The organism is Bacillus sp. SKDU12 (assembly GCF_010093085.1).
Taxonomy (GTDB): domain Bacteria; phylum Bacillota; class Bacilli; order Bacillales; family Bacillaceae; genus Bacillus; species Bacillus mexicanus.
On sequence record NZ_MSRC01000003.1, the window covers coordinates 324,746 to 349,699 of the forward strand.

25 protein-coding genes are annotated in these 24,954 nt (G+C 44.8%); 23 read left to right on the forward strand and 2 right to left on the reverse strand.

What is annotated here, in order from left to right; translation table 11 throughout:
- Window positions 1–96 precede the first annotated feature (96 nt).
- Genes cobA through sirC form a run of 3 tightly spaced genes read left to right on the forward strand, consistent with a single transcriptional unit; the run spans window position 97 to window position 2,126 of the window.
- Window positions 97–870, forward strand: coding sequence for a uroporphyrinogen-III C-methyltransferase (gene cobA, locus BTW01_RS02920; protein ID WP_162101537.1), 774 nt, complete (start codon window positions 97–99; stop codon window positions 868–870).
- A gap of 1 nt (window position 871) precedes the next feature.
- Complete coding sequence (gene sirB, locus BTW01_RS02925; protein ID WP_162101538.1) at window positions 872–1,657, forward strand: sirohydrochlorin chelatase; 786 nt, start codon at window positions 872–874, stop codon at window positions 1,655–1,657.
- Window positions 1,638–2,126 (forward strand): precorrin-2 dehydrogenase, encoded by a 489-nt coding sequence (gene sirC, locus BTW01_RS02930; protein WP_162101539.1) that lies wholly within the window; start codon window positions 1,638–1,640, stop codon window positions 2,124–2,126. The genes sirB and sirC overlap by 20 nt, the downstream gene beginning before the upstream one ends.
- 38 nt (window positions 2,127–2,164) lie before the next feature.
- On the opposite strand, the gene rqcH is transcribed toward sirC, so the two are convergent.
- Window positions 2,165–3,877: a tRNA modification protein RqcH gene (rqcH, locus tag BTW01_RS02935; protein WP_202923585.1), complete on the reverse strand. Its 1,713-nt coding sequence runs from the start codon at window positions 3,875–3,877 to the stop codon at window positions 2,165–2,167.
- Window positions 3,878–3,998: 121 nt separating this feature from the next.
- Here rqcH and BTW01_RS02940 point away from each other — a divergent pair, with 121 nt between their 5' ends.
- From BTW01_RS02940 to spoVM, 17 genes are all read left to right on the forward strand, one after another.
- Entirely contained in the window at window positions 3,999–6,671 is a 2,673-nt protein-coding gene (locus tag BTW01_RS02940; protein ID WP_162101541.1) for a calcium-translocating P-type ATPase, SERCA-type, read from the forward strand.
- 82 nt (window positions 6,672–6,753) lie between these two features.
- On the forward strand, window positions 6,754–7,629 hold the full coding sequence (locus BTW01_RS02945; RefSeq protein ID WP_162101542.1) for a YicC/YloC family endoribonuclease: 876 nt from the start codon (window positions 6,754–6,756) through the stop codon (window positions 7,627–7,629).
- A 76-nt stretch (window positions 7,630–7,705) separates the two neighbouring features.
- Window positions 7,706–7,975 (forward strand): extracellular matrix/biofilm regulator RemA, encoded by a 270-nt coding sequence (gene remA, locus BTW01_RS02950; protein WP_003154355.1) that lies wholly within the window; start codon window positions 7,706–7,708, stop codon window positions 7,973–7,975.
- Between the two features lie 7 nt (window positions 7,976–7,982).
- Window positions 7,983–8,597 carry a guanylate kinase gene (gene gmk, locus BTW01_RS02955; protein WP_162101543.1) on the forward strand — a complete coding sequence of 205 codons (615 nt, stop codon included), beginning with the start codon at window positions 7,983–7,985 and terminating at the stop codon, window positions 8,595–8,597.
- 3 nt (window positions 8,598–8,600) lie between these two features.
- Window positions 8,601–8,804 carry a DNA-directed RNA polymerase subunit omega gene (rpoZ, locus tag BTW01_RS02960; RefSeq protein ID WP_162101544.1) on the forward strand — a complete coding sequence of 68 codons (204 nt, stop codon included), beginning with the start codon at window positions 8,601–8,603 and terminating at the stop codon, window positions 8,802–8,804.
- Window positions 8,805–8,885: 81 nt separating this feature from the next.
- Window positions 8,886–10,106 (forward strand): bifunctional phosphopantothenoylcysteine decarboxylase/phosphopantothenate--cysteine ligase CoaBC, encoded by a 1,221-nt coding sequence (gene coaBC / locus BTW01_RS02965; protein ID WP_162101545.1) that lies wholly within the window; start codon window positions 8,886–8,888, stop codon window positions 10,104–10,106.
- On the forward strand, window positions 10,103–12,520 hold the full coding sequence (priA, locus tag BTW01_RS02970; RefSeq protein WP_162101546.1) for a primosomal protein N': 2,418 nt from the start codon (window positions 10,103–10,105) through the stop codon (window positions 12,518–12,520). The genes coaBC and priA overlap by 4 nt, the downstream gene beginning before the upstream one ends.
- 26 nt (window positions 12,521–12,546) lie before the next feature.
- Window positions 12,547–13,029 (forward strand): peptide deformylase, encoded by a 483-nt coding sequence (gene def, locus BTW01_RS02975; RefSeq protein ID WP_225494064.1) that lies wholly within the window; start codon window positions 12,547–12,549, stop codon window positions 13,027–13,029.
- Window positions 13,030–13,033: 4 nt separating this feature from the next.
- Window positions 13,034–13,987 carry a methionyl-tRNA formyltransferase gene (fmt, locus tag BTW01_RS02980; protein WP_162101548.1) on the forward strand — a complete coding sequence of 318 codons (954 nt, stop codon included), beginning with the start codon at window positions 13,034–13,036 and terminating at the stop codon, window positions 13,985–13,987.
- Window positions 13,974–15,317: a 16S rRNA (cytosine(967)-C(5))-methyltransferase RsmB gene (gene rsmB / locus BTW01_RS02985; protein WP_162101549.1), complete on the forward strand. Its 1,344-nt coding sequence runs from the start codon at window positions 13,974–13,976 to the stop codon at window positions 15,315–15,317. Before fmt ends, rsmB begins: the two co-directional genes overlap by 14 nt.
- A 2-nt stretch (window positions 15,318–15,319) precedes the next feature.
- Complete coding sequence (gene rlmN / locus BTW01_RS02990) at window positions 15,320–16,411, forward strand: 23S rRNA (adenine(2503)-C(2))-methyltransferase RlmN (RefSeq protein ID WP_162101550.1); 1,092 nt, start codon at window positions 15,320–15,322, stop codon at window positions 16,409–16,411.
- A gap of 6 nt (window positions 16,412–16,417) precedes the next feature.
- On the forward strand, window positions 16,418–17,182 hold the full coding sequence (locus BTW01_RS02995) for a Stp1/IreP family PP2C-type Ser/Thr phosphatase (RefSeq protein WP_162101551.1): 765 nt from the start codon (window positions 16,418–16,420) through the stop codon (window positions 17,180–17,182).
- Window positions 17,176–19,122, forward strand: a complete 1,947-nt coding sequence (gene pknB / locus BTW01_RS03000) for a Stk1 family PASTA domain-containing Ser/Thr kinase (RefSeq protein ID WP_162101552.1) — start codon at window positions 17,176–17,178, stop codon at window positions 19,120–19,122. The genes BTW01_RS02995 and pknB overlap by 7 nt, the downstream gene beginning before the upstream one ends.
- A 14-nt stretch (window positions 19,123–19,136) precedes the next feature.
- Window positions 19,137–20,033: a ribosome small subunit-dependent GTPase A gene (rsgA, locus tag BTW01_RS03005; RefSeq protein WP_162101553.1), complete on the forward strand. Its 897-nt coding sequence runs from the start codon at window positions 19,137–19,139 to the stop codon at window positions 20,031–20,033.
- A 4-nt stretch (window positions 20,034–20,037) separates the two neighbouring features.
- Entirely contained in the window at window positions 20,038–20,691 is a 654-nt protein-coding gene (rpe, locus tag BTW01_RS03010; protein WP_162101554.1) for a ribulose-phosphate 3-epimerase, read from the forward strand.
- 67 nt (window positions 20,692–20,758) lie between these two features.
- A complete protein-coding gene (locus BTW01_RS03015) occupies window positions 20,759–21,403 on the forward strand; it encodes a thiamine diphosphokinase (protein WP_162101555.1) in 645 nt (214 codons plus the stop codon).
- A 68-nt stretch (window positions 21,404–21,471) separates the two neighbouring features.
- The gene (spoVM, locus tag BTW01_RS03020) at window positions 21,472–21,552 is read left to right on the forward strand and encodes a stage V sporulation protein SpoVM (protein WP_003221545.1); all 81 of its coding nucleotides are present in this window, start codon (window positions 21,472–21,474) and stop codon (window positions 21,550–21,552) included.
- 72 nt (window positions 21,553–21,624) lie between these two features.
- On the opposite strand, the gene rpmB is transcribed toward spoVM, so the two are convergent.
- Window positions 21,625–21,813, reverse strand: a complete 189-nt coding sequence (gene rpmB, locus BTW01_RS03025) for a 50S ribosomal protein L28 (RefSeq protein WP_162101556.1) — start codon at window positions 21,811–21,813, stop codon at window positions 21,625–21,627.
- Window positions 21,814–22,092: 279 nt separating this feature from the next.
- Here rpmB and BTW01_RS03030 point away from each other — a divergent pair, with 279 nt between their 5' ends.
- From BTW01_RS03030 to sdaAB, 3 genes are all read left to right on the forward strand, one after another.
- The gene (locus BTW01_RS03030) at window positions 22,093–22,455 is read left to right on the forward strand and encodes an Asp23/Gls24 family envelope stress response protein (RefSeq protein ID WP_162101557.1); all 363 of its coding nucleotides are present in this window, start codon (window positions 22,093–22,095) and stop codon (window positions 22,453–22,455) included.
- Between the two features lie 15 nt (window positions 22,456–22,470).
- Complete coding sequence (locus tag BTW01_RS03035) at window positions 22,471–24,132, forward strand: DAK2 domain-containing protein (protein WP_162101558.1); 1,662 nt, start codon at window positions 22,471–22,473, stop codon at window positions 24,130–24,132.
- A 138-nt stretch (window positions 24,133–24,270) separates the two neighbouring features.
- Window positions 24,271–24,933: an L-serine ammonia-lyase, iron-sulfur-dependent subunit beta gene (sdaAB, locus tag BTW01_RS03040; protein ID WP_162101559.1), complete on the forward strand. Its 663-nt coding sequence runs from the start codon at window positions 24,271–24,273 to the stop codon at window positions 24,931–24,933.
- Window positions 24,934–24,954 lie beyond the last annotated feature (21 nt).

Below are 24,954 nucleotides of genomic sequence, written 5' to 3' on the forward strand. Positions count from 1 at the left end.
GTGATCTGCTGTGTTCTTCTCAGATGCGGGAATGCAAGCGAGAATAACATTACAGCGAATACTCTGGAAGAACTCGAATAGATCGGGGGAAATACGATGGGGAAAGTATATATTGTAGGAGCGGGTCCCGGTGACCCTGATCTGCTGACAATTAAAGCGCTGAAAGCCATTGAAAAAGCGGATGTCATTTTATATGACAGATTAGTAAATGAAGAGATTTTGCAATATGCCAAAGAGCAAGCCGACCTGATCTACTGCGGGAAGCTTCCAGATTTTCATACGATGAAACAGGAAACCATTAATCGATTTCTTGTGAAGTATGCGCAAAAAGGGAAAACCGTTGTCAGACTGAAAGGCGGAGACCCTTTTGTGTTCGGCAGAGGAGGGGAAGAAGCGGAATGCCTTTATGAAAATGGAGTTCCGTTTGAAATCGTCCCCGGCATTACGTCAGGCATCGCGGCAGCCGCTTATTCCGGGATTCCTGTTACTCATCGGGATGCGGGCTCTAATGTCGCATTTGTAACGGGCCACTATAAAAACGAAGAAGATTTTGAAGAAAAGTGGAAAGCGATCGCTACGGGAATTGATACACTTGTCATTTATATGGGGATCAAAAACGTACAGCAGATTGAAAGGAAACTTCTTGAAAACGGACGGGATGGTTCTACGCCGGCAGCCTTTATTCACTGGGGAACAACGGACAAGCAAAAATCTGTTTTTTGTACAGTTGACACCCTTTCAGAAACGGTGATAAAAGAAGACATTAAAAATCCGAGTTTAATTGTCATTGGAAATGTTGTAAATTATCACTATAAGCTGGAATGGTTTGAATCTGAGCTGAAAAAACAAGATTTAAGCGAGGCGTTGTAAAATGAAACAAGCGATTTTATATGTCGGTCACGGCAGCCGGGTAAAAAAAGCGCAGCAAGAAGCCGCTGCTTTTTTGGAAGGATGCAAGGCGCATATCTCTGCGCCTGTACAGGAAATCAGCTTTTTAGAGCTTCAGGAGCCGTCAATTGAGGAAGGGTTTGAAGCGTGTGTGAAGCAAGGCGCCACTCATATCGCAGTGGTGCCGCTGCTTCTTTTAACAGCTGCGCATGCAAAATATGATATTCCCGAAGAAATTGCGCGCGCTGCATCCCGCTATCCTTCAGTCCGCATTTCGTACGGAAACCCGATTGGAATTGATGAAGAAGTAGTCAAAGCCGTCTATCACCGAATGAAAGACATAGGAGTTCCGTACGAAAATGCCAGAGTCGTGCTCATCGGGAGGGGAAGTTCGGATCCCGCTGTAAAAAGAGACGTAACAGGTATTGCCAGCCTTCTTCAACATATGATTCCGGTCAAGGAAGTTATCCCGTGCTTTTTAACAGCATGCGGTCCGAATTACAAAGAGGTTTTTTCAGAACTTAAAACAGATGACGGCTTGACCACCTTCGTCGTTCCATATTTGCTTTTTACGGGTATGTTGATGAAAGAAATCGAACGAGAGGTACAGAAATTAAAGACTGACAATCCGAATGTCTACCTCTCTTCCTATATCGGTTTCCACCCTCATGTAAAAAACGCATTTTTGAACCGAGTGAGAGAAACTGCCGAAAATCCTGAGGGTCAATTTGATTTTGACGGAGGTTCATATGCTTCCGCTGCACATTAGCCTGGAAAAGAAAAAGGTCGTCATTGCAGGAGGCGGCAGCATCGCTCTCAGGAGGCTGAAAACAGTGCTTTCTGAGGGGGCTGATATTACGCTTGTCAGTCCGGAAGTTGAACCGGAGATCAAGCAGATGGCAGACAATCATCGCATCAAATTGGTCAGCCGCGCGATTGAGAAAGAAGATTACCAAGACGCTTTTTTGATTATTGCCGCGACGGATAATGCGGCAGTGAACAAAGAAATTGCCCAATCCGTTTCGCCTTTCCAGCTTGTCAATTGTGTCAGTGATGCTCAGCTTGGCAACGTGTACATACCGAAAATCGTAAAAAGAGGGCATGTCACAGTGTCTGTTTCGACAAACGGAGCCAGTCCGAAGCACACAAAGCAGCTGGCTGAAAAAGTGAATGAGCAGATTGACGTCAATTTTGTTGCCGAAGTTGACAGCCTTTATCAAATAAGAAGGAAGAAATAAGCCAGAGCGTACAATGCTCTGGCTTTTCTTTATGCGGCTCAGCTTTTTTTCAGCTTAATGACGGTATCAGCATCAGGTGTGACAAAGACGGTATGCTGGCTGTCATAGGTGACAAAGCCGGGCTTCGCGCCGTTCGGTTTTTTGACATGCCTGATTTTTGTATAATCTACAGGCACTGAACTTGATTCTTTCGCTTTTGAAAAATAAGCTGCAATTGTGGCTGCTTCTAGAATTGTTTGCTCATCCGGTTCGCTGCTTCTGATGACAACGTGGGAACCGGGAATATCCTTCGTGTGAAGCCAAATATCGTCTCTCGCGGCCGCTCTTGTTGTTAAGTATTCATTTTGGCGGTTGTTTTTCCCTACTAAAATTGTCAGGCCTGAGGAGGATTCGTATGTTTCTAAAACCGGGTTGTGCGGCTTTTGTTTTTTCTGCCCTTTTTGCTGCTTAGGGCGTAAATATTTGCCTTCCACAAGCTCCTCTCTGATTTCGCTGATATCTCGGGGAGAAGCAGACGAAAGCTGCTGAATCAGCTGATCAAAGTATTCGATCTCTTCCTGCGCCAGCCTGATCTGCTCCTCGACAACCGCAACCGAATTTTTCGCTTTCTGATACTTCGTGAAGTAAGCCTGCGCATTTTCAGAAGGCGTTTTGTTCGGGTTTAAAGGAATGGTGATTGTCGGACTTTCTTCATCATAATAGTTGATGACCTCAGCCTGTTTATCGCCTTTTTTCAGCATATATAAGTTCGCTGTTAAGAGCTCGCCGTATAACTGGAATTCCTTCGCGTTTTCTGAATACTCCAGTGTTTTCTCTAATTTTTTGATTTTGTTGGCATTTTTCTTTCGTTCATTGACAACAAATCGTTCAAGATCCTGAGCCTGCTGTTTGACGCGGTCTCGTTCAGCTTTTCCGAAGTAAAAACGATCGAGCAGCTCGCTTAGTGAATCAAAACGGCGCGCTTCGCCTTTTAGATGCGTCAGCTCCAGCAGGTAAAAATATTCCTTTCCGTTTACGGTTGTAATGTTGGGAATAAAGCGGTGCTCTTTTACTTCAGCAAAAAGCTCCAGCAATGCTTTTGGCAATGTGACTTTATTGGCAAGACCCGCTCTGTGAACCGCTTCTTTGGCAAAAAGCGGAGACGCGCCTGAAAAGTGCTCGACAATTTGTTGATCCAGCCGGCCTTCTTGAAAATGGAGATGCCGTAAAATATCGTCTTCTGTTGCCGCCAGCGGTGAGATTTTGTTTTGGGCCGGCGGAAGCTTATAATCCTGGCCGGGCAGTACGGTGCGATAGCTGTTCATTGACGGTGATAAATGCTTAAGTCCGTCGATAATTATGTTTTCTGCTCCGTCTGTCAAAATGATATTGCTGTGGCGTCCCATAATTTCTACATAAAGCTTTCGGACGGTTTCATCGCCAATTTCATTTCGGCTTTTAATATGGAAAATCATAATGCGGTCTAAGCCCGCTTGTTCAATTCTTTCAATAAATCCGCCTTCGATATGTTTTCTCAGCAGCATGCAAAACATTGGCGGTTCACTTGGGTTTTCGTAAGCCTGTGTCGTGATATGCACCCGTGAATAGCTCGGATGTGCCGATAATAATAGTTTTTGGTTTTTTCCATTGGCGCGGATGTGAAAAATCACATCGTGCTTATATGGCTGATGGACTTTCGTAATTCGTCCGCCCGTTATTTTCTCGTTCAGTTCATGTGTCATTCCGTATGTAAACACACCATCAAACGACATATGCAATACACCCTCTCATTCTTCCTGCATTCGATAATTATAGCATGAAATGGGACGAGTCAGAATAAGCATGCTTATAGAGTGATATCTCTATATGAGAGCAGGGGAGTGGACGAACGGAATGAAGTTTCATGAAATGGGACAAACAGATTTACTAGAGGCAACCAATACGTCCATGAAACAAGGGTTAACAGAAAAAGAGGTGAAAAAACGCCTCGACAAGCATGGGCCAAACGAACTGCAAGAAGGGGAAAAAACATCAGCGCTTCTCTTGTTTTTCGCACAGTTCAAAGATTTTATGGTGCTTGTGCTTTTGGCGGCAACGTTAATCTCAGGATTTCTTGGTGAATATGTAGACGCGGTTGCAATTGTTGCGATTGTGTTTGTGAATGGCATACTCGGCTTCTTTCAAGAAAGGCGTGCTGAGAAATCTCTTCAGGCCTTAAAAGGACTTTCAACTCCGCATGTCATGGCGCTCAGGGAGGGAAGCTGGACAAAGATCCCTTCTAAGGAACTTGTGCCAGGGGATATTGTGAAATTTACGAGCGGTGACAGGATTGGCGCAGACGTTCGAATTGTCGAAGCGAAAAGCCTTGAAATAGAAGAATCGACGCTGACCGGGGAATCAATCCCGGTTGTGAAGCATGCTGATCAATTGAAAAAACCGGATGTGTCGCTCGGCGATATTACCAACATGGCATTTATGGGTACGATTGTGACCCGCGGCAGCGGTGTTGGGGTCGTCGTGGGTACGGGAATGAATACGGCAATGGGGAAAATTGCCGATATGCTTGATTCAGCTGGGACGCTGTCAACCCCGCTGCAAAGAAGGCTGGAGCAGCTCGGGAAGATTTTAATCATAGTTGCCTTGCTTCTAACGGTGCTTGTTGTTGCTGTCGGTGTTATCCAGGGGCATGATCTTTATAGCATGTTTCTAGCGGGTGTGTCGTTAGCAGTCGCCGCGATTCCAGAGGGGCTCCCGGCGATTGTAACAGTGGCGCTGTCGCTTGGCGTGCAGCGGATGATTAAGCAAAAATCAATCGTAAGGAAGCTCCCTGCGGTTGAAACGCTTGGATGTACGTCTATCATTTGTTCAGATAAAACAGGAACAATGACGCAAAACAAAATGACGGTAACTCATGTTTGGTCCGGAGGGAAAACATGGAGAGTGACAGGAACCGGCTATGAAGCGAAAGGAAGCTTCACATTGAACGAAAAAGAGATTAGTGTGAAGGAGCATATACCGCTTCAGCAAATGCTGCTGTTCGGAGCGCTTTGTAACAATTCTAATATTGAGAAAAGAGACGGCGAATATGTGCTTGACGGAGATCCGACAGAGGGAGCGCTGCTCACCGCGGCAAGAAAAGGCGGTTTTTCAAAGGAGTTTGTTAAAGCAAACTACCGGGTGATTGAGGAATTTCCATTTGACTCTGCACGGAAAATGATGACTGTCATTGTAGAAGGTCCAGACAGAAAGCGGTATATCATTACAAAAGGCGCTCCCGACGTGCTGATGCAGCGTTCTTCCCGTATTTATTATGACGGCTCAGCGGCACTTTTCTCAAATGAGAGAAAAGCAGAAACAGAGGCGGTATTAAGACATCTGGCATCCCAAGCGCTCAGAACGATAGCAGTCGCCTATAAGCCGGTAAAAGCAGGTGAAACACCGTCTATGGAGCAGGCGGAAAAAAACTTGACGATGCTCGGTCTTTCTGGAATCATTGATCCGCCGCGGCCGGAGGTCAGACAAGCGATTAAAGAATGCCGTGAAGCCGGTATTAAGACCGTCATGATTACAGGCGATCATGTGGAGACCGCTAAAGCGATTGCGAAAGATTTGCGCCTCCTTCCGAAAAACGGCAAAATCATGGACGGCAAGATGCTGAATGAACTTTCTCAAGAAGAGCTTTCTCATGCGGTGGAGGATGTGTATGTCTTTGCCCGCGTTTCTCCTGAGCACAAGCTGAAAATCGTAAAAGCTTATCAGGAAAACGGGCATATTGTGGCGATGACTGGAGACGGCGTCAATGACGCCCCGGCTATTAAACAAGCTGACATCGGAGTCGCTATGGGTATTACCGGAACAGATGTTGCCAAAGAAGCATCATCCCTTATCCTCGTGGACGATAATTTTGCCACGGTCAAATCTGCGATAAAAGAGGGCAGAAACATCTATGAAAATATCAGAAAGTTTATCAGATACCTGCTGGCTTCTAACGTCGGAGAAATCCTTGTCATGCTGTTTGCGATGCTGCTCGCCCTCCCTTTGCCGCTCGTGCCGATTCAGATTTTGTGGGTCAACTTGGTGACGGACGGATTGCCGGCAATGGCTCTTGGCATGGATCAGCCGGAAGGAGACGTAATGAAGCGGAAGCCTCGTCATCCGAAAGAAGGGGTGTTTGCCCGCAAGCTTGGATGGAAGGTCATCTCCAGAGGGTTTTTAATTGGAGCTGCTACGATACTAGCGTTTACTATTGTGTATCACCGGAATCCCGAGAACTTGGCTTATGCCCAGACGATCACATTTGCCACATTGGTGCTGGCTCAGCTCATTCATGTTTTTGACTGCCGCAGCGAGACATCTGTTTTTTCCAGAAATCCGTTTCAAAATATGTACTTGATCGGTGCGGTATTGTCATCCATTTTGCTGATGCTTGTTGTGATCTACTATCCGCCGCTTCAGCCGATCTTCCAGACTGTGGCCATCACGCCGGGAGACTGGATGCTCGTCATCGGCATGTCCGCTATCCCTACTTTTTTGCTGGCTGGGTCACTTTTGACAAGAAAAAAATAAATTCATATGATATAATCTTAGGGGTAATAGCATGTCTATTGCCCTTTTATTATGAAAACAGGGGAGAATTGGGTGTTTTAAAATGATACGAAGTATGACAGGCTTCGGCAGTGCAAGCAAAACACAAGACGATCTCTCTGTAAGCGTTGAGCTTAAATCTGTGAATTACAGGTTTAAAGAAGTGAACGCTCGTTTGCCAAGGCCTTTGCTATATTTTGAAGATAAGCTGAAACAGACGGTTCTGCAGCATATCCAGCGCGGAAGAATTGAGCTTTTCGTATCCGTTGATAGCGATATGCTTGTAGAGAAAAGACTTGAAATTGATTGGCCGCTGCTCGATGAGTTCGTCACAGCTGCGGGAGATATGAAGAAACGGTATCAATTGCCTGCAGAGCCTGATGTCATGGATTTCTTCAAGCTTGATCATGTCGTTCAGATTCATGAAGAACAGACGCAAAATGACAAGTTGGAGGCATTGCTCATCGCTGCTGCAGAGGATGCGGTAAAAGGTCTCTGTGAAATGCGTGAAAAAGAGGGACAGCTTTTAGCGAAAGACTGCCTGACGCATATCGATCAGCTTGAAGAGCTGGTGAAAGAAACTGAATTGCTGGCAGCGGATGTCGTATCTCGCTATCGGGAACGGCTATATGCCAGAATAAAAGAATGGACTGAAGATGTATTAGACGAGAGCCGGCTTGTAACAGAATGCGCTATATTTGCAGACCGTTCTGATATTACTGAAGAGATTACCAGATTAAAGAGCCACTTCGCCCAGTTTCGTGATATATTAGCTGAAGGCGGAGCTGTCGGGCGCAAACTCGACTTTCTCGTTCAGGAGCTGAATCGGGAAGCAAATACAATCGGCTCGAAAGCAAATGATCATCAGATCACAAAGCTTGTCGTCGAAATGAAAAGTTCTATTGAAAAAATAAAAGAACAAGTGCAAAATATAGAATAGTGACTGTGCGTATTGTTTACAGACGGGCTTACTAGGTTAAACTAGAGACGTCTATTTTACAGGGGGAACGTAGAAGATGACGATTAAACTGATTAATATCGGATTTGGCAATATTATCTCCGCTAATCGGATGATTTCGATTGTGAGCCCGGAGTCTGCGCCAATCAAACGGATGATTCAGGATGCAAGAGACCGCGGAATGCTAATTGACGCTACATACGGACGAAGAACCCGTGCAGTTGTCGTCATGGATAGTGATCACATTATCTTATCTGCCGTCCAGCCTGAAACAGTTGCACACAGACTTTCTGTTAAAGAAGAAATTATGGATGAAGGGCAGGGATAATTGCCGCATGAAAGAAAGAGGGTTATTAATCGTTCTCTCAGGTCCCTCAGGAGTTGGTAAAGGAACGGTTCGGCAAGCGATCTTTTCGCAGGAAGACACAAAATTTGAATATTCGATTTCAGTAACCACAAGAAGTCCGCGTGAGGGCGAAGTGAACGGAGTCGATTACTTTTTCAAAACGAGAGAAGAATTCGAGCGAATGATTGCAGACAATAAGCTGCTTGAATGGGCAGAGTATGTCGGCAATTATTACGGTACGCCTGTCGATTATGTTGAACAGACGCTTCAAGATGGAAAAGACGTCTTTTTAGAAATCGAAGTTCAAGGCGCCCTTCAAGTGAGAAATGCTTTCCCTGAAGGCCTGTTTATTTTCCTTGCGCCTCCAAGCCTTTCTGAACTGAAGAACAGAATCGTGACACGAGGAACAGAAACAGATGCTCTGATTGAAAATCGAATGAAAGCCGCAAAAGCTGAGATCGAAATGATGGATGCTTATGATTATGTCGTTGAAAACGATAATGTTGAAAAGGCTTGCGATAAAATCAAAGCAATCGTTCTCGCTGAACATTTGAAGCGCGAGCGGGTTGCACCAAGATATAAGAAAATGCTGGAGGTTGAATAACATATGTTAGATCCGTCAATTGACTCTTTGATGAATAAATTAGATTCTAAATACACACTCGTGACTGTTTCCGCGAGACGTGCCCGTGAAATGCAAATCAGAAAAGACCAAATGATTGAACATACGATTTCACACAAATATGTAGGCAAAGCTTTAGAAGAAATTGATGCAGGCCTGCTTTCGTTTGAAAAGGAAGACCACGAATAGTAGCACAAGTAGCAACCTATATCATGTAGGTTGTTATTTTTTTCCGTGCGGTTTTTATAAAGTGCAGAGGGGGAGAAGTCATTGCTTAACAATCGAAATGTGTTACTTTGTGTGAGCGGAGGCATCGCTGTTTATAAAGCCTGTGCGTTAACGAGCAAGCTGGTTCAGGCGGGAGCCAATGTCAAAGTCATTATGACTGAATCAGCTTGCCGGTTCGTCTCACCGCTGACATTTCAGGCATTGAGCCGCCATGAAGTATATACGGATACATTTAAAGAACAAAATCCAAGCGTCATTTCACATATTGATGCTGCAGATTGGGCTGACTTGATTATCGTCGCGCCGGCTACGGCTAATGTGATTGGAAAACTGGCAAACGGTATTGCCGATGATATGCTGACGACAACATTATTAGCAGCAACGGCTCCTGTGTGGATCGCACCGGCAATGAACGTTCACATGTATGATCATCCGGCGGTTAAACGAAATATTTCTGTTCTTTATCAGGATGGCTATCGTTTTATCGAGCCGAGCGAGGGTTATTTGGCATGCGGTTACGTAGGAAAAGGCAGACTGGAAGAGCCTGAAAATATCGTCAAGCTAGCCGAAAAACATTTTGCTGAAGAAAAAAACGCTCCCTTAAAAGGAAAACGCGTGATGATTACAGCCGGCCCGACAAGAGAAGCGGTTGATCCAGTCCGGTTTTTCACCAATAGGTCGACAGGTAAGATGGGATATGCATTAGCGGAGGCTGCTGTCCAGCTCGGCGCACAGGTAACCTTAATTTCCGGCCCTGTTTCGCTGAAGCAGCCGAAAGGTCTTGCTCAGTTTATCCCTGTTCAGTCTGCTGCAGATATGCGCGATGCGGTGCTTTCTGTGTATGACTCGAGTGATATTGTCATCAAAACAGCTGCGGTAGCTGATTTCACGCCGAAAACAGTATCTGATCACAAAATGAAAAAACAAGACGGCGGTATGACCCTTGAATTGAAAAGAACGGTTGATATTTTGAAAGAGTTGGGTGAGAAAAAACAAGAGCAGCTATTGGTCGGATTTGCGGCTGAAACACAAGATGTTGAACACTATGCCCGTAAAAAGCTCGCTGCTAAAAATCTCGACATCATTGTGGCAAATGATGTGAAAGCAAACGGGGCAGGTTTTGGTGCTGATACGAACATCGTGACACTTTTTTTCAAAGATGGGCGTAAACGTGAGCTTCCGATCATGTCTAAGCTCGATGTTTCCTTTGAAATCCTTCAAGAAATTGCAGCTCTTTCAACACAAACCGGAGAGCGCTCATGAATTTTGCCGAAGTCATCGTGGATGTCAGCACCAAAAATATAGACAGGCCTTTTGATTACAAAATCCCAGACCATCTTAAAGGGATGATCAAAACGGGTATGCGAGTTATTGTCCCGTTTGGCCCCCGTAAAATTCAAGGGTTTGTGACAGCTGTCAAAGATGCATCAGATCTCTCAGGGAAATCTGTCAAGGAAGTAGAGGATTTATTGGATCTTACACCTGTTTTGACAGAGGAGCTTATGGATTTGTCATCATGGCTGTCCGACAAAACGCTGTCTTTTAAAATAACGGCGCTTCAAGCGATGCTCCCAGCCGCACTAAAGGCGAAATATGAAAAAGAGCTGAAAATCGCACAAGGCGCTGATCTTCCGCCGCAAGTGGGACAGCTGTTTTCTGAAACGAAGACGCTGCTGTATTCCGATATACCTGATCATAATACGCTGAAACTGATACAAAAGTATGTTCAAAAAGGCAGCATTGACGTGACATATAAAGTCGCGCAAAAAGCCAATAAAAAAATGATCAGGCACATTCAGGCAAATGCGGGGAAAGAAGAGCTTAGCATGCAAGCTGAGGGATTATCCCGCCAAGCAGCCAAGCAACAGGCCATTCTTCATTTTTTCGTTGCTGAGCCGGAAGGGATGAAGATCCCTGCGGCAGATTTATGCAAAAAAACAAACGCGAGCTCTGCGACCATTAAAACCCTTATTCAAAAAGGGCTGTTGAAGGAAAGTTATGAAGAAGTTTACAGAGATCCTTATCAGGACAAAATGTTCAAAAAAACAGAACCGCTTCCGCTGACAGACGAACAGAGCGCTGCCTTTGAGCCAATCCGCCAGACGCTGGACAATGAAGAGCATAAAGTATTTCTCCTTCACGGCGTGACAGGAAGCGGAAAAACAGAGATTTACTTGCAATCAATTGAAAAAGTACTGGCAAAAGGAAAAGAAGCAATCGTGCTCGTTCCGGAAATCTCGCTGACGCCGCAAATGGTCAACCGCTTCAAGGGCCGCTTCGGCTCTCAGGTAGCAGTCATGCACAGCGGATTATCTACAGGGGAAAAATATGACGAGTGGCGCAAAATCCACCGAAAGGAAGTGCGGCTTGTTGTTGGCGCAAGATCGGCTATTTTTGCGCCGTTTGAAAATCTTGGAATGATAATCATCGATGAAGAGCATGAATCCTCTTATAAACAAGAAGAAATGCCGCGCTACCATGCGAAAGAAGTGGCGATCAAGCGAGCCGAGCATCACAGCTGTCCTGTAATGCTGGGAAGTGCAACGCCGACATTAGAGTCATATGCACGGGCGCAAAAAGGTGTGTACGAACTTCTTACACTCAAGCATCGTGTGAACCACCAGGTGATGCCTGAGGTTTCGCTTGTCGATATGAGAGAGGAGCTCAGAAATGGCAACCGCTCGATGTTTTCAGTTGAATTGATGGAAAAACTTGAAGAAACGATTGCCAAGGGCGAGCAGGCAGTGCTGTTTTTAAATAAAAGAGGCTACTCTTCGTTTGTCATGTGCAGGGATTGCGGATATGTGCCTCAATGCCCGCACTGCGACATTTCCATGACGTACCACCGTTACGGCCAAAGGTTGAAATGCCATTATTGCGGACATGAAGAGCCTGTTCCGCATACTTGTCCCGAATGTGCAAGCGAGCATATACGCTTTTTCGGAACAGGAACGCAAAGAGTGGAAGAAGAACTGACAAAAGTTCTCCCAAATGCGAGAGTGATTCGAATGGATGTTGATACGACTTCAAGAAAAGGCGCTCATGAAAAATTATTGACAGCTTTCGGAGAAGGAAAAGCGGATATTCTTCTCGGAACACAAATGATTGCCAAAGGGCTTGATTTCCCGAATGTCACACTTGTTGGCGTGTTAAGTGCTGATACAACACTCCATATTCCGGATTTCAGAGCGGCCGAAAAAACATTTCAGCTGTTAACGCAAGTCAGCGGGCGGGCAGGAAGACATGAAAAACCCGGCCGTGTCATCATTCAGACATACACACCGTCTCATTACAGCATCCAGCTGACGAAGACGCACGATTACGAAACGTTCTATCAGCATGAAATGACGCACAGGAGAGAGCAATCCTATCCGCCCTATTACTATCTGGCTCTTGTGACTGTTTCTCATGAGGAAGTGGCGAAAGCAGCTGTGACAGCTGAAAAAATCGCACACTATTTGAAGACAAACTGCGGAACTGACACGAAATTTCTCGGGCCAAGCGCGTCGCCGATAGCAAGGATCAAAGATAGATATCGCTATCAATGCGTGATAAAATACAAACAGGAAACCCAGTTATCCGCTTTATTGAAGAAGATACTGGAACATTATAAACGAGAAATTGAACAAAAGCATGTAATGATTTCAATTGATATGAATCCTTATATGATGATGTAAGATCTCGCGTCTTGGAGGGTTACAAATTGGCAGTAAAAAGGATCGTCACACATCCTGCGGAGGTTTTGGAAACACCGGCGGAAAGCGTGACTGTTTTTGATAAAAAGCTAAAAAAGCTGCTTGATGATATGTACGATACCATGCTTGAAATGGATGGAGTCGGACTGGCAGCGCCGCAAATCGGCATTTTGAAAAAAATAGCGGTTGTAGATATCGGGGATGACAGCGGCAGAATTGATCTCATTAATCCCGAAATTGTAGAAAAAAGCGGTGAACAAACCGGAATTGAAGGATGCCTGAGCTTTCCTGGCGTCTATGGGGATGTCACACGTGCCGATTATGTCAAAGTGCGTGCGTTTAACCGCCAGGGAAAACCTTTCACTCTAGAAGCGCGAGGCTTTTTAGCGAGAGCTGTGCAGCACGAAATGGACCACTTAGACGGTGTGCTGTTTACAACGAAAATAAGTAAATATTATACAGAAGATGAACTAGCGGATATGGAAGGATGATTTGATGACGAGAATCGTATTTATGGGAACGCCGGATTTTTCAGTTCCTGTTTTAAGGACCCTGATAGAGGATGGTTATGACGTAGTGGGAGTCGTCACACAGCCTGATCGTCCGAAGGGGAGAAAAAAAGTGCTGACACCTCCTCCTGTAAAGGAAGAGGCGTTGCGTCACGACATCCCTGTTTTGCAGCCGGAAAAAGTCAGATTGATAGAAGAAATTGAGAAAGTGCTGGCATTAAAGCCAGACCTTATCGTAACGGCAGCATTCGGACAAATTTTGCCTAAGGAGCTGCTTGACGGCCCGAAACACGGCTGTATTAATGTTCACGCGTCTCTTTTACCAGAATTGCGCGGGGGGGCTCCGATCCATTATTCTATCCTGCAGGGAAAGAAAAAAACCGGTGTTACCATTATGTATATGGTAGAAAAATTGGATGCCGGCGATATGATCTCAAAAGTGGAAGTGGATATTGAAGAATCCGACAATGTCGGAACACTGCATGATAAATTAAGCGTAGCTGGTGCGAAGCTATTGTCTGAAACGGTCCCGCGCGTCATTGCTGGCAGTATTTCACCAGAAAAGCAGGATGAAGGGAAAGCGACATACGCGCCTAATATCAAAAGGGAGCAGGAGCTGCTTGACTGGTCTAAAACGGGCGAAGAGCTTTATAATCAGGTTCGCGGATTAAATCCTTGGCCTGTTGCCTATACGACTCTTAATGGACAAAATTTGAAAGTGTGGGCAGCGAAAAAAACACCCGCACCAAAACAAGCTGAACCCGGCACAGTCATTGCGGTCGAAAAGGAAGGGGTTATCATTGCCACAGGTAACGATACGGCTCTTTTATTGACCGAACTTCAGCCAGCAGGAAAAAAACGGATGAAAGGCGAGGATTTTGTACGCGGCGCTCATGTTGAAGCTGGTGAAAAGTTAGGAGTAAACAATGAAAAAAAATAGTGTGCGCGATATCGCCCTTGAGGCGCTGATCAAATTAGAACAAAACCAGGCATACAGCAACCTGCTCCTTAAATCGGTGATTAAATCAAATGAACTGAGTGATCAGGACAGAGGGCTGTTGACTGAACTCGTCTATGGGACATTGCAAAATAAGATCGCGCTTGATTATATGCTGAAGCCGTTTATTAATAAGCCTCAAAAAGTGAAACCGTGGGTCATTCAGCTTCTCCGCCTTTCCTTATATCAAATGGAATATTTGGAGAAGATTCCAGACAGGGCAGCCATTCATGAAGCGGTTGAGATTGCTAAAGAGCGCGGACATAAGGGCATTGCCTCATTTGTCAATGGTGTGCTTCGCTCCGTACAGCGCGAAGGCGTTCCTTCCTTTGACGTCATCGAAGAGCCTGTTCGCAGGCTGGCGACAGAGACAAGCCATCCGGAATGGCTCGTGAAAGAGTGGGCTGATGCGTATGGATTTGATGCAGCTGAAAAGATTTGCCGCATTCACCTTATTCCGCCGAAGCAGACACTGCGGATCAATCACATGAAAGCAGACAGAGCGGATTTGCTTGATCGAATGGCTGAAGAAGGAATCGAGGTTGAAAAAGGCGACCTCGCTGAGGATGCGGTGAAGCTCTTAAAGGGATCTATCGCTGGAACTCATTTCTTCAAAAACGGTGACGTATCCATCCAAGATGAAAGCTCAATGCTTGTTGCGCGTGCCCTTGATCCCAAGCCTGGCGAAACGGTGCTTGACGCATGTGCTGCTCCTGGCGGAAAGTCGGCTCACATCGGAGAATTGATGGAGAACAAAGGAAGCGTGACATCGCTTGATCTTCACAAACATAAAGTGAAGCTGATCAAAGAAGCCGCAGACAGACTTGGCCTCACGATCATTGATGCGAAAACAATGGATGCGAGAAAAGCAGGGGAAACATTTGAACACGGACAGTTTGATCGGGTATTGGTCGATGCTCCGTGCTCAGGTTTTGGCGTAATCCGAAGAAAGCCGGACATGAAATACACGAAAAAGCCTGATGACAGCGCCCGGCTTGCTGAAATTCAGCAGTCAATTCTGAGGGAAATCGCACCATTAGTAAAAAAAGGTGGCACTCTTGTCTACAGTACGTGTACAATGGACCGGACAGAAAATGACGAAGTTATACATGCGTTTATACAAGAACATCCTGATTTTGAACCCGATTTGTCTCTTGAAAAGCGGCTGCCCGAAAAGGCGAGACCCTTTGTTCGGGATGGAAGGCTGCAAATCCTTCCTCATTATTTCGGAACAGATGGTTTCTTTATTTGCAGCATGAGAAAGAAGGGATAACAATGGCAGAACTAAAAAAAACAAAAGCAAGAAAAGAATTGCGGACGGAGCGTCCCTCTATTTATTCTTTTGAATTAGATGAAATCAAACAATGGCTGACAGATAACGGGGAGAAACCGTTCCGCGCGGCACAGATCTTTGAATGGCTATATGAAAAACGCGTCTCTTCTTTTGAAGACATGACAAACCTGTCAAAGGAATTGCGTGAGAAATTAAGCACTTATTTTGTGCTAACAACCCTGAAAACGGCAGTTAAACAAACCTCTCAAGACGGTACAATGAAGTTCTTGTTCGAGCTTCATGACGGCTATACAATCGAAACTGTATTAATGAGACACGAGTATGGCAATTCTGTATGTGTAACAACACAAGTTGGATGCCGTATTGGCTGTACATTCTGCGCGTCAACGCTCGGAGGCTTGAAACGAAACCTTGAAGCGGGTGAAATTGTCGCTCAAGTGCTCAAAGTTCAAAAAGCTCTTGATGAAACTGATGAACGCGTCAGCTCTGTCGTGATCATGGGAATCGGTGAGCCTTTTGATAACTTTAATGAAATGCTCGCATTCTTGAAAATCATTAACCATGACAAGGGCCTTAATATTGGTGCTCGTCATATTACAGTTTCTACAAGCGGAATCATCCCGAAAATTTACGAATTTGCTGATCAGCAAATGCAGATTAACTTTGCGATTTCTCTGCACGCGCCGAATACAGAAATCAGAAGCCGTTTGATGCCAATTAACAGAGCATACAAGCTGCCTGATTTAATGGAGGCCGTTAAATATTATATTAACAAAACGGGACGCCGTATCAGCTTTGAATATGGGCTGTTCGGAGGCGTAAACGACCAGGTCGAGCACGCTGAAGAGCTTGCCGACCTATTAGAAGGGGTCAAATGCCACGTAAACTTGATTCCAGTAAACTATGTACCTGAACGGGACTATGTGCGCACACCGCGTGATCAGATTTTTGCTTTTGAGAAAACGCTGAAATCCCGCGGCGTAAATGTCACAATCCGAAGAGAGCAAGGACATGACATTGACGCAGCCTGCGGTCAGCTTCGCGCGAAGGAGCGTCAAGACGAGACGAGGTGATGAAGGTTGTTAACAGCCTTAAAAACAGATACAGGAAAAATCCGCCAGCATAATGAAGATGATGCGGGGATATTCAAGGGAAAAGATGAATTTGTATTAGCGGTTGTCGCTGATGGCATGGGCGGCCATCTTGCTGGAGATGTTGCAAGCAAGATGGCTGTGAAAGCCATGGAAGAGAAATGGAATGAAGCTGCGGCGATTCCAGTTGCGCCTTCAGAATGTGAAGGCTGGCTCACTGAACAGATTCTTGCAGTAAACAGCAAAATATACGATCATGCTCAAGCTCATGAGGAATGCCAAGGCATGGGGACTACAATTGTGTGTGCGCTTTTTACAGGAAAAACGGTTTCTGTTGCTCATATAGGTGACAGCAGATGCTATTTGCTTCAGGACAATGATTTCATTCAAGTGACAGAAGATCATTCGCTTGTAAATGAACTGGTTCGGACCGGAGAAATTTCCAGAGAAGACGCCGAACATCATCCGCGAAAAAATGTGCTGACAAAGGCACTCGGAACAGATCGGTCAGTCAGCATTGACACACGTTCCTTTGACATTGAAGCCGGTGATAAACTGCTGCTATGTTCTGACGGACTGACGAATAAAGTGGAAGGCACTGAATTAAAAGACATCCTGCAAAGCGATTCAGCTCCTCAGGAAAAAGTAAACCTGCTCGTGGACAAAGCCAATCAGAATGGCGGAGAAGACAACATTACAGCAGTTTTGCTTGAGCTTGCTTTACATGCTGAAGTGGGTGAAGATCAGTGCTAATCGGCAAGCGAATCAGCGGACGTTACCAAATTCTCCGCGTCATAGGCGGCGGAGGAATGGCCAACGTGTATTTAGCTGAAGATATCATTCTAGACCGTGAAGTGGCAATCAAAATTTTGCGGTTTGACTATGCAAACGACAATGAGTTTATCAGACGTTTCCGCAGAGAAGCCCAATCCGCATCAAGCCTTGATCACCCGAATATTGTCAGCATTTACGATTTGGGCGAGGAAGATGATATTTATTATATTGTCATGGAATACGTTGAAGGCATGACGCTGAAAGAATACATAACAGCAAACGGGCCGCTTCACCCTAAAGAAGCGCTGAGCATCATGGAGCAAATTGTCTCGGCCATCGCTCATGCCCATCAAAATCAGATTGTTCATAGAGATATTAAGCCGCATAATATTTTGATTGACCACATGGGAAATATCAAAGTGACGGATTTTGGAATTGCGATGGCACTCAGTTCGACTACCATCACCCATACCAACTCTGTGCTGGGTTCAGTTCATTATTTATCGCCTGAACAGGCGCGGGGCGGTTTGGCAACAAAAAAATCGGATATTTATGCGCTTGGAATCGTTCTATTTGAGCTCTTAACCGGCCGTATCCCGTTTGATGGAGAATCAGCAGTCAGTATTGCATTAAAGCATCTTCAGACAGAAACCCCTTCAGCGAGAAGGTGGAATCCGTCGATCCCCCAAAGCGTTGAAAACATCATCCTAAAGGCAACTGCCAAAGATCCTTTTCATCGCTACGAAACCGCTGAAGACATGGAAGCGGATATCCAAACAGCTTTTGATGCCGACAGACTCAATGAAGAAAGATTTACAGTTCAAGAAGATGAAGAAGTGACAAAAGCGATCCCTATCATTAAAGATGAAGAGCTAGCGAAAGCTGCTGGCGAAAAAGAAGCTGAATCGACACCCATCCAAGACGGTAAAAAAAAGAAAAACGGCAGAAGAAAAAAGTGGCCGTGGATTTTGCTCACGATATGCATCATTTTCATTACAGCTGGAATTCTCGCTGTTACCGTTTTCCCATCGCTTTTTATGCCTAAAGATGTAAAAATACCTGATGTCGCTGGAATGGAATACAAGAAGGCGGCAAACATTTTGGAAAAAGCCGGTTTGCAGGTTGATTCCGAGGTATTAGAAATCTCAGATGAGAAAATGAAAGAAGGCCTGATGGTAAAAACGGACCCTAAAGCGGATTCTACAGTCAAAGAAGGCGCAACGGTCACGCTTTATAAGAGCACTGGCAAAGCGAAAACAGAGATCGGTGATGTGACAGGCCAAACGGTTGATCAGGCAAAAAAAGCATTAAAAGATCAGGGATTTACACATGTAACGGTGGATGAAGTGAACGACGAGAAAAGCGCGGGCACTGTCATTGAGCAGAATCCGTCAGCAGGGACTGAAATTGTAGCGAGTGAAGGCCAAGTCAAACTCACAGTCAGTATCGGGCCGGAAGACATTACGCTTAGAGACTTAAAAACGTACAGTAAAGAAGCAGCGTCTGGATATCTGGAAGACAACGGACTGAAGCTGATAGAAAAAGAAACATACGCAGATGACGTTCCAGAAGGACAAGTTGTCAAACAAAAACCAGCAGCAGGAAAGGCAGTAAAGCCGGGAAACGAAGTTGAAGTAACGTTCTCTCTGGGACCTGAGAAAAAACCTGCCAAAACAGTGAAAGAAAAGGTTGACATCCCTTATGAACCGGAAAATGAAGGGGATGAGCTTGAAGTGCAAATCGCAATTGACGATGCGGATCACAGCATCTCTGACACTTACGAGGAATTTAAGATAAAAGAGCCGACCGAACGGACGATTGAACTAAAGATTGAACCTGACCAAAAAGGGTACTATCAAATCATGGTAAACAATAAAGTCGTCAGCTACAAAACGATTGAGTATCCGAAAGATGAATAACAAGGAGGGAAAATATGCCTGAGGGCAAAATTATTAAGGCGCTAAGCGGTTTTTATTATGTACTGGATGAATCAGAGGATTCAGATAAAGTGGTTCAATGCAGAGGAAGAGGCATTTTCAGAAAGAACAAAATTACCCCTCTTGTTGGTGATTATGTTGTATACCAGGCTGAAAATGACAAAGAAGGTTATCTGTTAGAGATTAAAGAAAGGACCAACGAGCTTATCAGGCCGCCAATTTGCAATGTCGATCAAGCGGTCCTTGTTTTCTCAGCGGTTCAGCCCTCTTTCAGCACAGCGTTGCTCGACCGCTTTCTCGTTCTCGTTGAGGCCAATGATATTCAGCCGATCATATGCATTACAAAAATGGATTTGATTGAAGATCAAGATACACAAGATGCCATTCAAGCCTATGCAGAAGACTATCGCAATATAGGTTATGACGTGTATCTCACTTCTTCTAAGGACCAAGACAGTTTAGCGGACATCATCCCCCATTTTCAAGACAAAACTACCGTATTTGCCGGTCAATCGGGGGTTGGAAAATCTTCGCTTCTCAATGCGATCAGTCCGGAACTCGGTTTAAGGACCAACGAGATTTCTGAACATTTAGGTCGCGGGAAACACACCACCCGCCATGTGGAACTGATTCACACGTCCGGAGGTTTGGTTGCGGATACCCCGGGATTCAGCTCGCTTGAATTTACAGACATTGAGGAAGAGGAGCTAGGATACACATTCCCTGACATCAGAGAAAAAAGCGCTTCGTGCAAATTCAGAGGCTGTTTACATCTGAAAGAGCCAAAATGTGCGGTGAAACAAGCTGTTGAAGACGGAGAAATAAAGCCGTATCGGTATGACCATTATGTTGAATTTATGACGGAGATTAAAGACAGAAAGCCGAGGTATTAGCATAATGATAAAGGTTGCACCATCTATTCTTTCCGCTGATTTTGCCGCTTTAGGCAATGAGATTAAAGATGTAGAAAAGGGCGGAGCCGATTATATTCATATTGATGTGATGGACGGCCATTTCGTCCCGAATATCACGATCGGTCCGCTGATTGTAGAAGCTGTCCGGCCGATAACAGATCTGCCGCTTGATGTTCATTTAATGATCGAAGAGCCGGATCGTTATATCCCCGCTTTCGCGAAAGCGGGCGCAGATATTCTGTCGGTGCATGCTGAGGCATGTCCGCACCTGCACCGTACCATCCAGCTTATAAAAGAGCAAGGTGTAAAGGCCGGTGTTGTTTTAAACCCGCATACACCTGTACAAGTCATCGAGCATGTTTTCGACGACCTTGATCTTGTTCTTTTAATGACGGTGAACCCGGGATTTGGCGGACAGAAATTTATTCATTCTGTCCTTCCTAAAATTAAAGAGGTTAAGCGAATGGCGGATGAAAGAGGAAAAACAGACCTGTTCATTGAAGTAGACGGCGGTATCAACAAAGAAACCGCTCCGCTAGTTATTGAAGCGGGCGCAAATTTACTCGTTGCCGGTTCAGCCGTTTATGGCCAGCCAGACCGCAAAAAAGCGATTTCTGAAATTAAAGGAAATAAATAGTTAAAAAAGAGAGCTGGGCATACAAAGCCTAAGCTCTTTTTCCTGTATGCAGAGAAAGGAATCAGAGATGAATACAATCAATATCGTTGCGGGAGGCCCTATAGATCTCATTCCCGATCTAACCTGCTTTACGGCTGAGCATACCCTTTGGATTGGTGTTGACAAAGGCACCGTCACGCTTTTGGATGCCGGGATCATTCCTGATGAAGCCTTTGGAGACTTTGACAGCATAACAGAGCAAGAACGCCTCCGCATTCAAAAAGCTGCTCCTACACTCCATGTGTACCAAGCTGAAAAAGATCAAACAGACTTAGATCTCGCGCTTAACTGGGCGTTGCAAAAGCAGCCCGATATGATTCAGGTTTTCGGGATTTCAGGCGGCAGAGCCGATCATTTTTTAGGAAACATTCAGCTTTTGTACAAAGGTGTAAAAACAAATATAAAAATTAGGCTGATAGACAAACAAAATCATATTCAACTGTTCTCTCCCGGTGAATATGATATTGAGAAGGATGAAAACAAGCGATATATCTCCTTCATACCGTTTTCCGAAGAAATACATGAGCTGACTCTGACAGGTTTTAAATATCCGCTAAATAAGAGTCATATTATGCTCGGTTCAACACTATGTATTAGTAACGAACTCATTCATTCACGGGGTACTTTTTCGTTTGCAAAAGGCATATTAATAATGATAAGAAGCACGGATTAGCATGTGCTTTCCTTCATTTGCTGAATCAATGAACAGGCGGTTACGGGACGTAATAGGAGGGGACAAAAATGAAATTTTACACCATTAAATTGCCGAAGTTTTTAGGAGGAATTGTCCGGGCGATGCTGGGCTCATTTAGAAAAGATTAATGCCCAGGGGTTCAAAGCCCTCTTTCACCACATAAAAACGCCTGCCACATATCGAGGCAGGCGTTCATTTTGTTATACACGCTCAACTTTACCGGATTTCAAAGCTCGAGCAGATACATATACTTTTTTAGGTTTTCCGTCCACAAGGATACGAACCTTTTGAAGATTCGCGCCCCAAGTGCGCTTAGAAGCGTTCATTGCGTGAGAACGGTTATTCCCAGCTGTTGTTTTTTTACCTGTGATAACGCATTTACGTGCCATTTGTTTCCCTCCTTACTTGCATAAAACATCTACTTTTTAATATTCATATGACCTTAGATGCTTTCGATATGGATACTTTAAATAATTTACCACAGCTAAAAATCGTTTGCAACTATTGTTTCACCATCTTTCAAGAAAATTCACTTGACATCTTGCAGAAACAGCGGCGCTATAGTATATGTTAGAGGTACGGACAGCGATAGCCGGGTCTTTTCTTTTCATAATGGAAACCATATAGTAGAATAGCTGTATCTCTATGCATTCGAAGGAGGAACTAGTGTGTCCATTGAATTAAGAACGAAGTACGGACAGATTGATATATCTAATGAAGTCATTGCGATGGTTGCAGGAGGCGCGGCGATTGACTGCTACGGCATAGTCGGCATGGCTTCTAAAAACCAGCTGAAAGACGGACTGACTGAAATCCTTCGGAAAGAGAATTTCAGCAGAGGTGTCCAAGTTCGCCAAGAAGGGGAACAAATACATATTGATATGTATATCATTGTCAGCTATGGCACGAAAATTTCTGAAGTGGCGCATAATGTCCAAACAAAAGTAAAGTACACAGTAAATCAAACCATCGGATTGGCAGTGGACTCTGTTAATATTTACGTCCAAGGCGTCCGAGTGATGAACCCGTAGTTAGGAGGAGTAGGATTGTCTATCAGAACATTAGACGGCATAATCTTTGCCGAGATGATTCTTGCGGGAGCGCAGAATCTGTCTCAAAACGCGAGTGCGGTTGATGCGCTAAACGTATTTCCGGTGCCAGACGGCGATACGGGAACAAACATGAACCTGTCAATGACGTCCGGAGCAAGAGAAGTGGAGCAAATGGATACGGATGATATCGGGAAGGTGGGTTCCGCATTATCTAAAGGACTGCTTATGGGAGCTCGCGGAAATTCAGGCGTTATTTTGTCCCAATTGTTCCGCGGATTCAGTAAAAGCATTGAAACGAAAAAAGACATTAATGCTCTGGAGTTTGCTGCTGCACTGCAAGCAGGTGTTGATTTGGCGTATAAAGCTGTCATGAAACCTGTTGAGGGCACGATTTTAACAGTTGCAAAAGACGCTGCGAAAAAAGCGATCATTCTGGCGGAAAAAGAGACCGATATCATAACACTGATGACTGCTGTGACAGAAGAAGCAGAGGCGTCTCTAAACCGGACCCCTGATTTGCTTCCTGTCCTGAAGGAAGTGGGAGTCGTTGACAGCGGCGGCAAAGGCCTGCTCTGTGTATATGAAGGTTTCCTTGCTTCATTAAAAGGTGAAACTGTGTCTCGAAAAGCTGTTCTTCCGTCACTTGACGATATGGTTAGTGCAGAACATCATAAGAGCGCGCAAAGCATGATGAATACCGAAGATATTGAATTTGGTTTTTGTACTGAAGTAATGGTGAGACTCGATCAGACAAAACGAGAATTCGACGAAGGTGCGTTCAGACAAGACCTCAGCGAGTTCGGTGATTCTCTGTTAGTTATTGCGGATGAATCGCTGGCGAAGGTTCATATTCATGCAGAAGAGCCGGGAAACGTATTAAACTATGCCCAGCTTTATGGTGAATTAATCAAAATAAAAATAGAAAATATGAGAGAGCAGTATACTTCCATTATCAGCCAAGAAAGCAAACCTGCTGACAACGAAAAACCGCCGGAAAAGCAGCCGTATGGCATCGTAACTGTGGCGATGGGAGAAGGCATTTCTGATCTATTCAAAAGCATCGGCGCTTCTGTTGTGATTGAAGGCGGACAGACCATGAATCCGAGCACAGAGGATATTGTCGAGGCCGTGAAATCTGTAAATGCAGAAACGGTGTTTATTTTACCCAATAACTCGAATATCATCATGGCGGCTAATCAAGCAGCCGACGTAATGGGTGAACAGGTTTTTGTTATTCCGGCCAAAACGGTTCCGCAAGGGATGTCAGCTCTTCTGGCATTTAATCCGGATCAAGAAGCTGAAGTGAATGAAGCCAATATGCTCAGCTCCATTCAGCAAGTGAAAAGCGGACAGGTAACGTACTCAGTCAGAGATACACATATTGACGGCATAGATATTAAAAAAGACGACTTTATGGGCATTCTGAATGGAACGATTATCGGCACTGCTAAAGATCAGCTGTCAGCGGCGAAATTGCTGCTGGCGGAAATGATCGGAGAAGACGACGAAATTGTCACTATCCTATATGGTGAGGATTCGTCTCAGGAAGAAGTTGAGGAGCTTGAAGCGTTTCTCAGTGAAAAGTACGAGGAGATTGAGGTTGAGATCCACAACGGAAAACAGCCGCTGTATTCGTATATCGTTTCTGCAGAATAGAAGGGCAAACCGCCCTTCTATTCTTATGTCTGCTTTTAAGTGCGACAGCGCTGTAACGCGCCCGCTTGCCATTTTATATTTGATCTATTAGTCTAAAGGCAAAGCGCTTATCAGCTCTGGTTCATAAGGAGGAATAGCATGAAATATAGAAGCGTTTTTGATATTATCGGTCCAGTTATGATCGGTCCGTCCAGCTCGCATACAGCGGGAGCGGCGAGAATCGGAAGAGTGGCCAGAAGTTTATTTGGCAGAGAGCCTGAGCGTATCATTGTATCCTTTTACGGTTCTTTTGCGGAAACGTATAAAGGTCACGGTACAGATGTCGCGATTATCGGCGGATTGCTTGATTTTGATACATTCGATGAACGAATTAAAACTGCTATACAAATTGCAGAAGATAAAGGAATTGATATAGAATTTCGGGTTGAAGACGCGGTCCCAGTTCACCCGAACACAGCCAAAATCACTATTTCGGATAATAAGGGAGAGCTCGAGCTGACGGGTATTTCAATTGGCGGAGGTAAGATTGAAATCACTGAATTAAATGGTTTTGAACTCCGGCTCTCAGGAAATCATCCGGCCATATTGGTTGTTCATAATGACAAGTTCGGCACAATTGCCGGCGTTGCCAATGTTCTGGCGAAATTTTCAATCAACGTGGGCCATATGGAAGTAGCCCGGAAGGATATCGGTCAGCTTGCTTTAATGACAATAGAAGTCGATCAAAATATTGACGATTATGTTCTCAACGAGCTGTCAAAACTGCCAAATATTATTCAAGTGACAAAGATTGCTGACTAGCGAAGGGGCAGGAGGAGCCAG

Excerpts from the sequence above, each read along its gene's own strand:
- rsgA (WP_162101553.1), top strand. The coding sequence starts at position 19,137 with ATGCCTGAGGGCAAAATTATTAAGGCGCTAAGCGGTTTTTATTATGTA.
- cobA (WP_162101537.1), top strand. The coding sequence starts at position 97 with ATGGGGAAAGTATATATTGTAGGAGCGGGTCCCGGTGACCCTGATCTG.
- spoVM (WP_003221545.1), top strand. The coding sequence starts at position 21,472 with ATGAAATTTTACACCATTAAATTGCCGAAGTTTTTAGGAGGAATTGTC.
- rpe (WP_162101554.1), top strand. The coding sequence starts at position 20,038 with ATGATAAAGGTTGCACCATCTATTCTTTCCGCTGATTTTGCCGCTTTA.
- rpoZ (WP_162101544.1), top strand. The coding sequence starts at position 8,601 with ATGTTAGATCCGTCAATTGACTCTTTGATGAATAAATTAGATTCTAAA.
- sdaAB (WP_162101559.1), top strand. The coding sequence starts at position 24,271 with ATGAAATATAGAAGCGTTTTTGATATTATCGGTCCAGTTATGATCGGT.
- rpmB (WP_162101556.1), bottom strand. The coding sequence starts at position 21,813 with ATGGCACGTAAATGCGTTATCACAGGTAAAAAAACAACAGCTGGGAAT.
- BTW01_RS02940 (WP_162101541.1), top strand. The coding sequence starts at position 3,999 with ATGAAGTTTCATGAAATGGGACAAACAGATTTACTAGAGGCAACCAAT.
- fmt (WP_162101548.1), top strand. The coding sequence starts at position 13,034 with ATGACGAGAATCGTATTTATGGGAACGCCGGATTTTTCAGTTCCTGTT.
- BTW01_RS02945 (WP_162101542.1), top strand. The coding sequence starts at position 6,754 with ATGATACGAAGTATGACAGGCTTCGGCAGTGCAAGCAAAACACAAGAC.
- priA (WP_162101546.1), top strand. The coding sequence starts at position 10,103 with ATGAATTTTGCCGAAGTCATCGTGGATGTCAGCACCAAAAATATAGAC.
- rlmN (WP_162101550.1), top strand. The coding sequence starts at position 15,320 with ATGGCAGAACTAAAAAAAACAAAAGCAAGAAAAGAATTGCGGACGGAG.
- BTW01_RS03015 (WP_162101555.1), top strand. The coding sequence starts at position 20,759 with ATGAATACAATCAATATCGTTGCGGGAGGCCCTATAGATCTCATTCCC.
- rqcH (WP_202923585.1), bottom strand. The coding sequence starts at position 3,877 with ATGTCGTTTGATGGTGTGTTTACATACGGAATGACACATGAACTGAAC.
- remA (WP_003154355.1), top strand. The coding sequence starts at position 7,706 with ATGACGATTAAACTGATTAATATCGGATTTGGCAATATTATCTCCGCT.
- rsmB (WP_162101549.1), top strand. The coding sequence starts at position 13,974 with ATGAAAAAAAATAGTGTGCGCGATATCGCCCTTGAGGCGCTGATCAAA.
- gmk (WP_162101543.1), top strand. The coding sequence starts at position 7,983 with ATGAAAGAAAGAGGGTTATTAATCGTTCTCTCAGGTCCCTCAGGAGTT.
- sirB (WP_162101538.1), top strand. The coding sequence starts at position 872 with ATGAAACAAGCGATTTTATATGTCGGTCACGGCAGCCGGGTAAAAAAA.
- sirC (WP_162101539.1), top strand. The coding sequence starts at position 1,638 with ATGCTTCCGCTGCACATTAGCCTGGAAAAGAAAAAGGTCGTCATTGCA.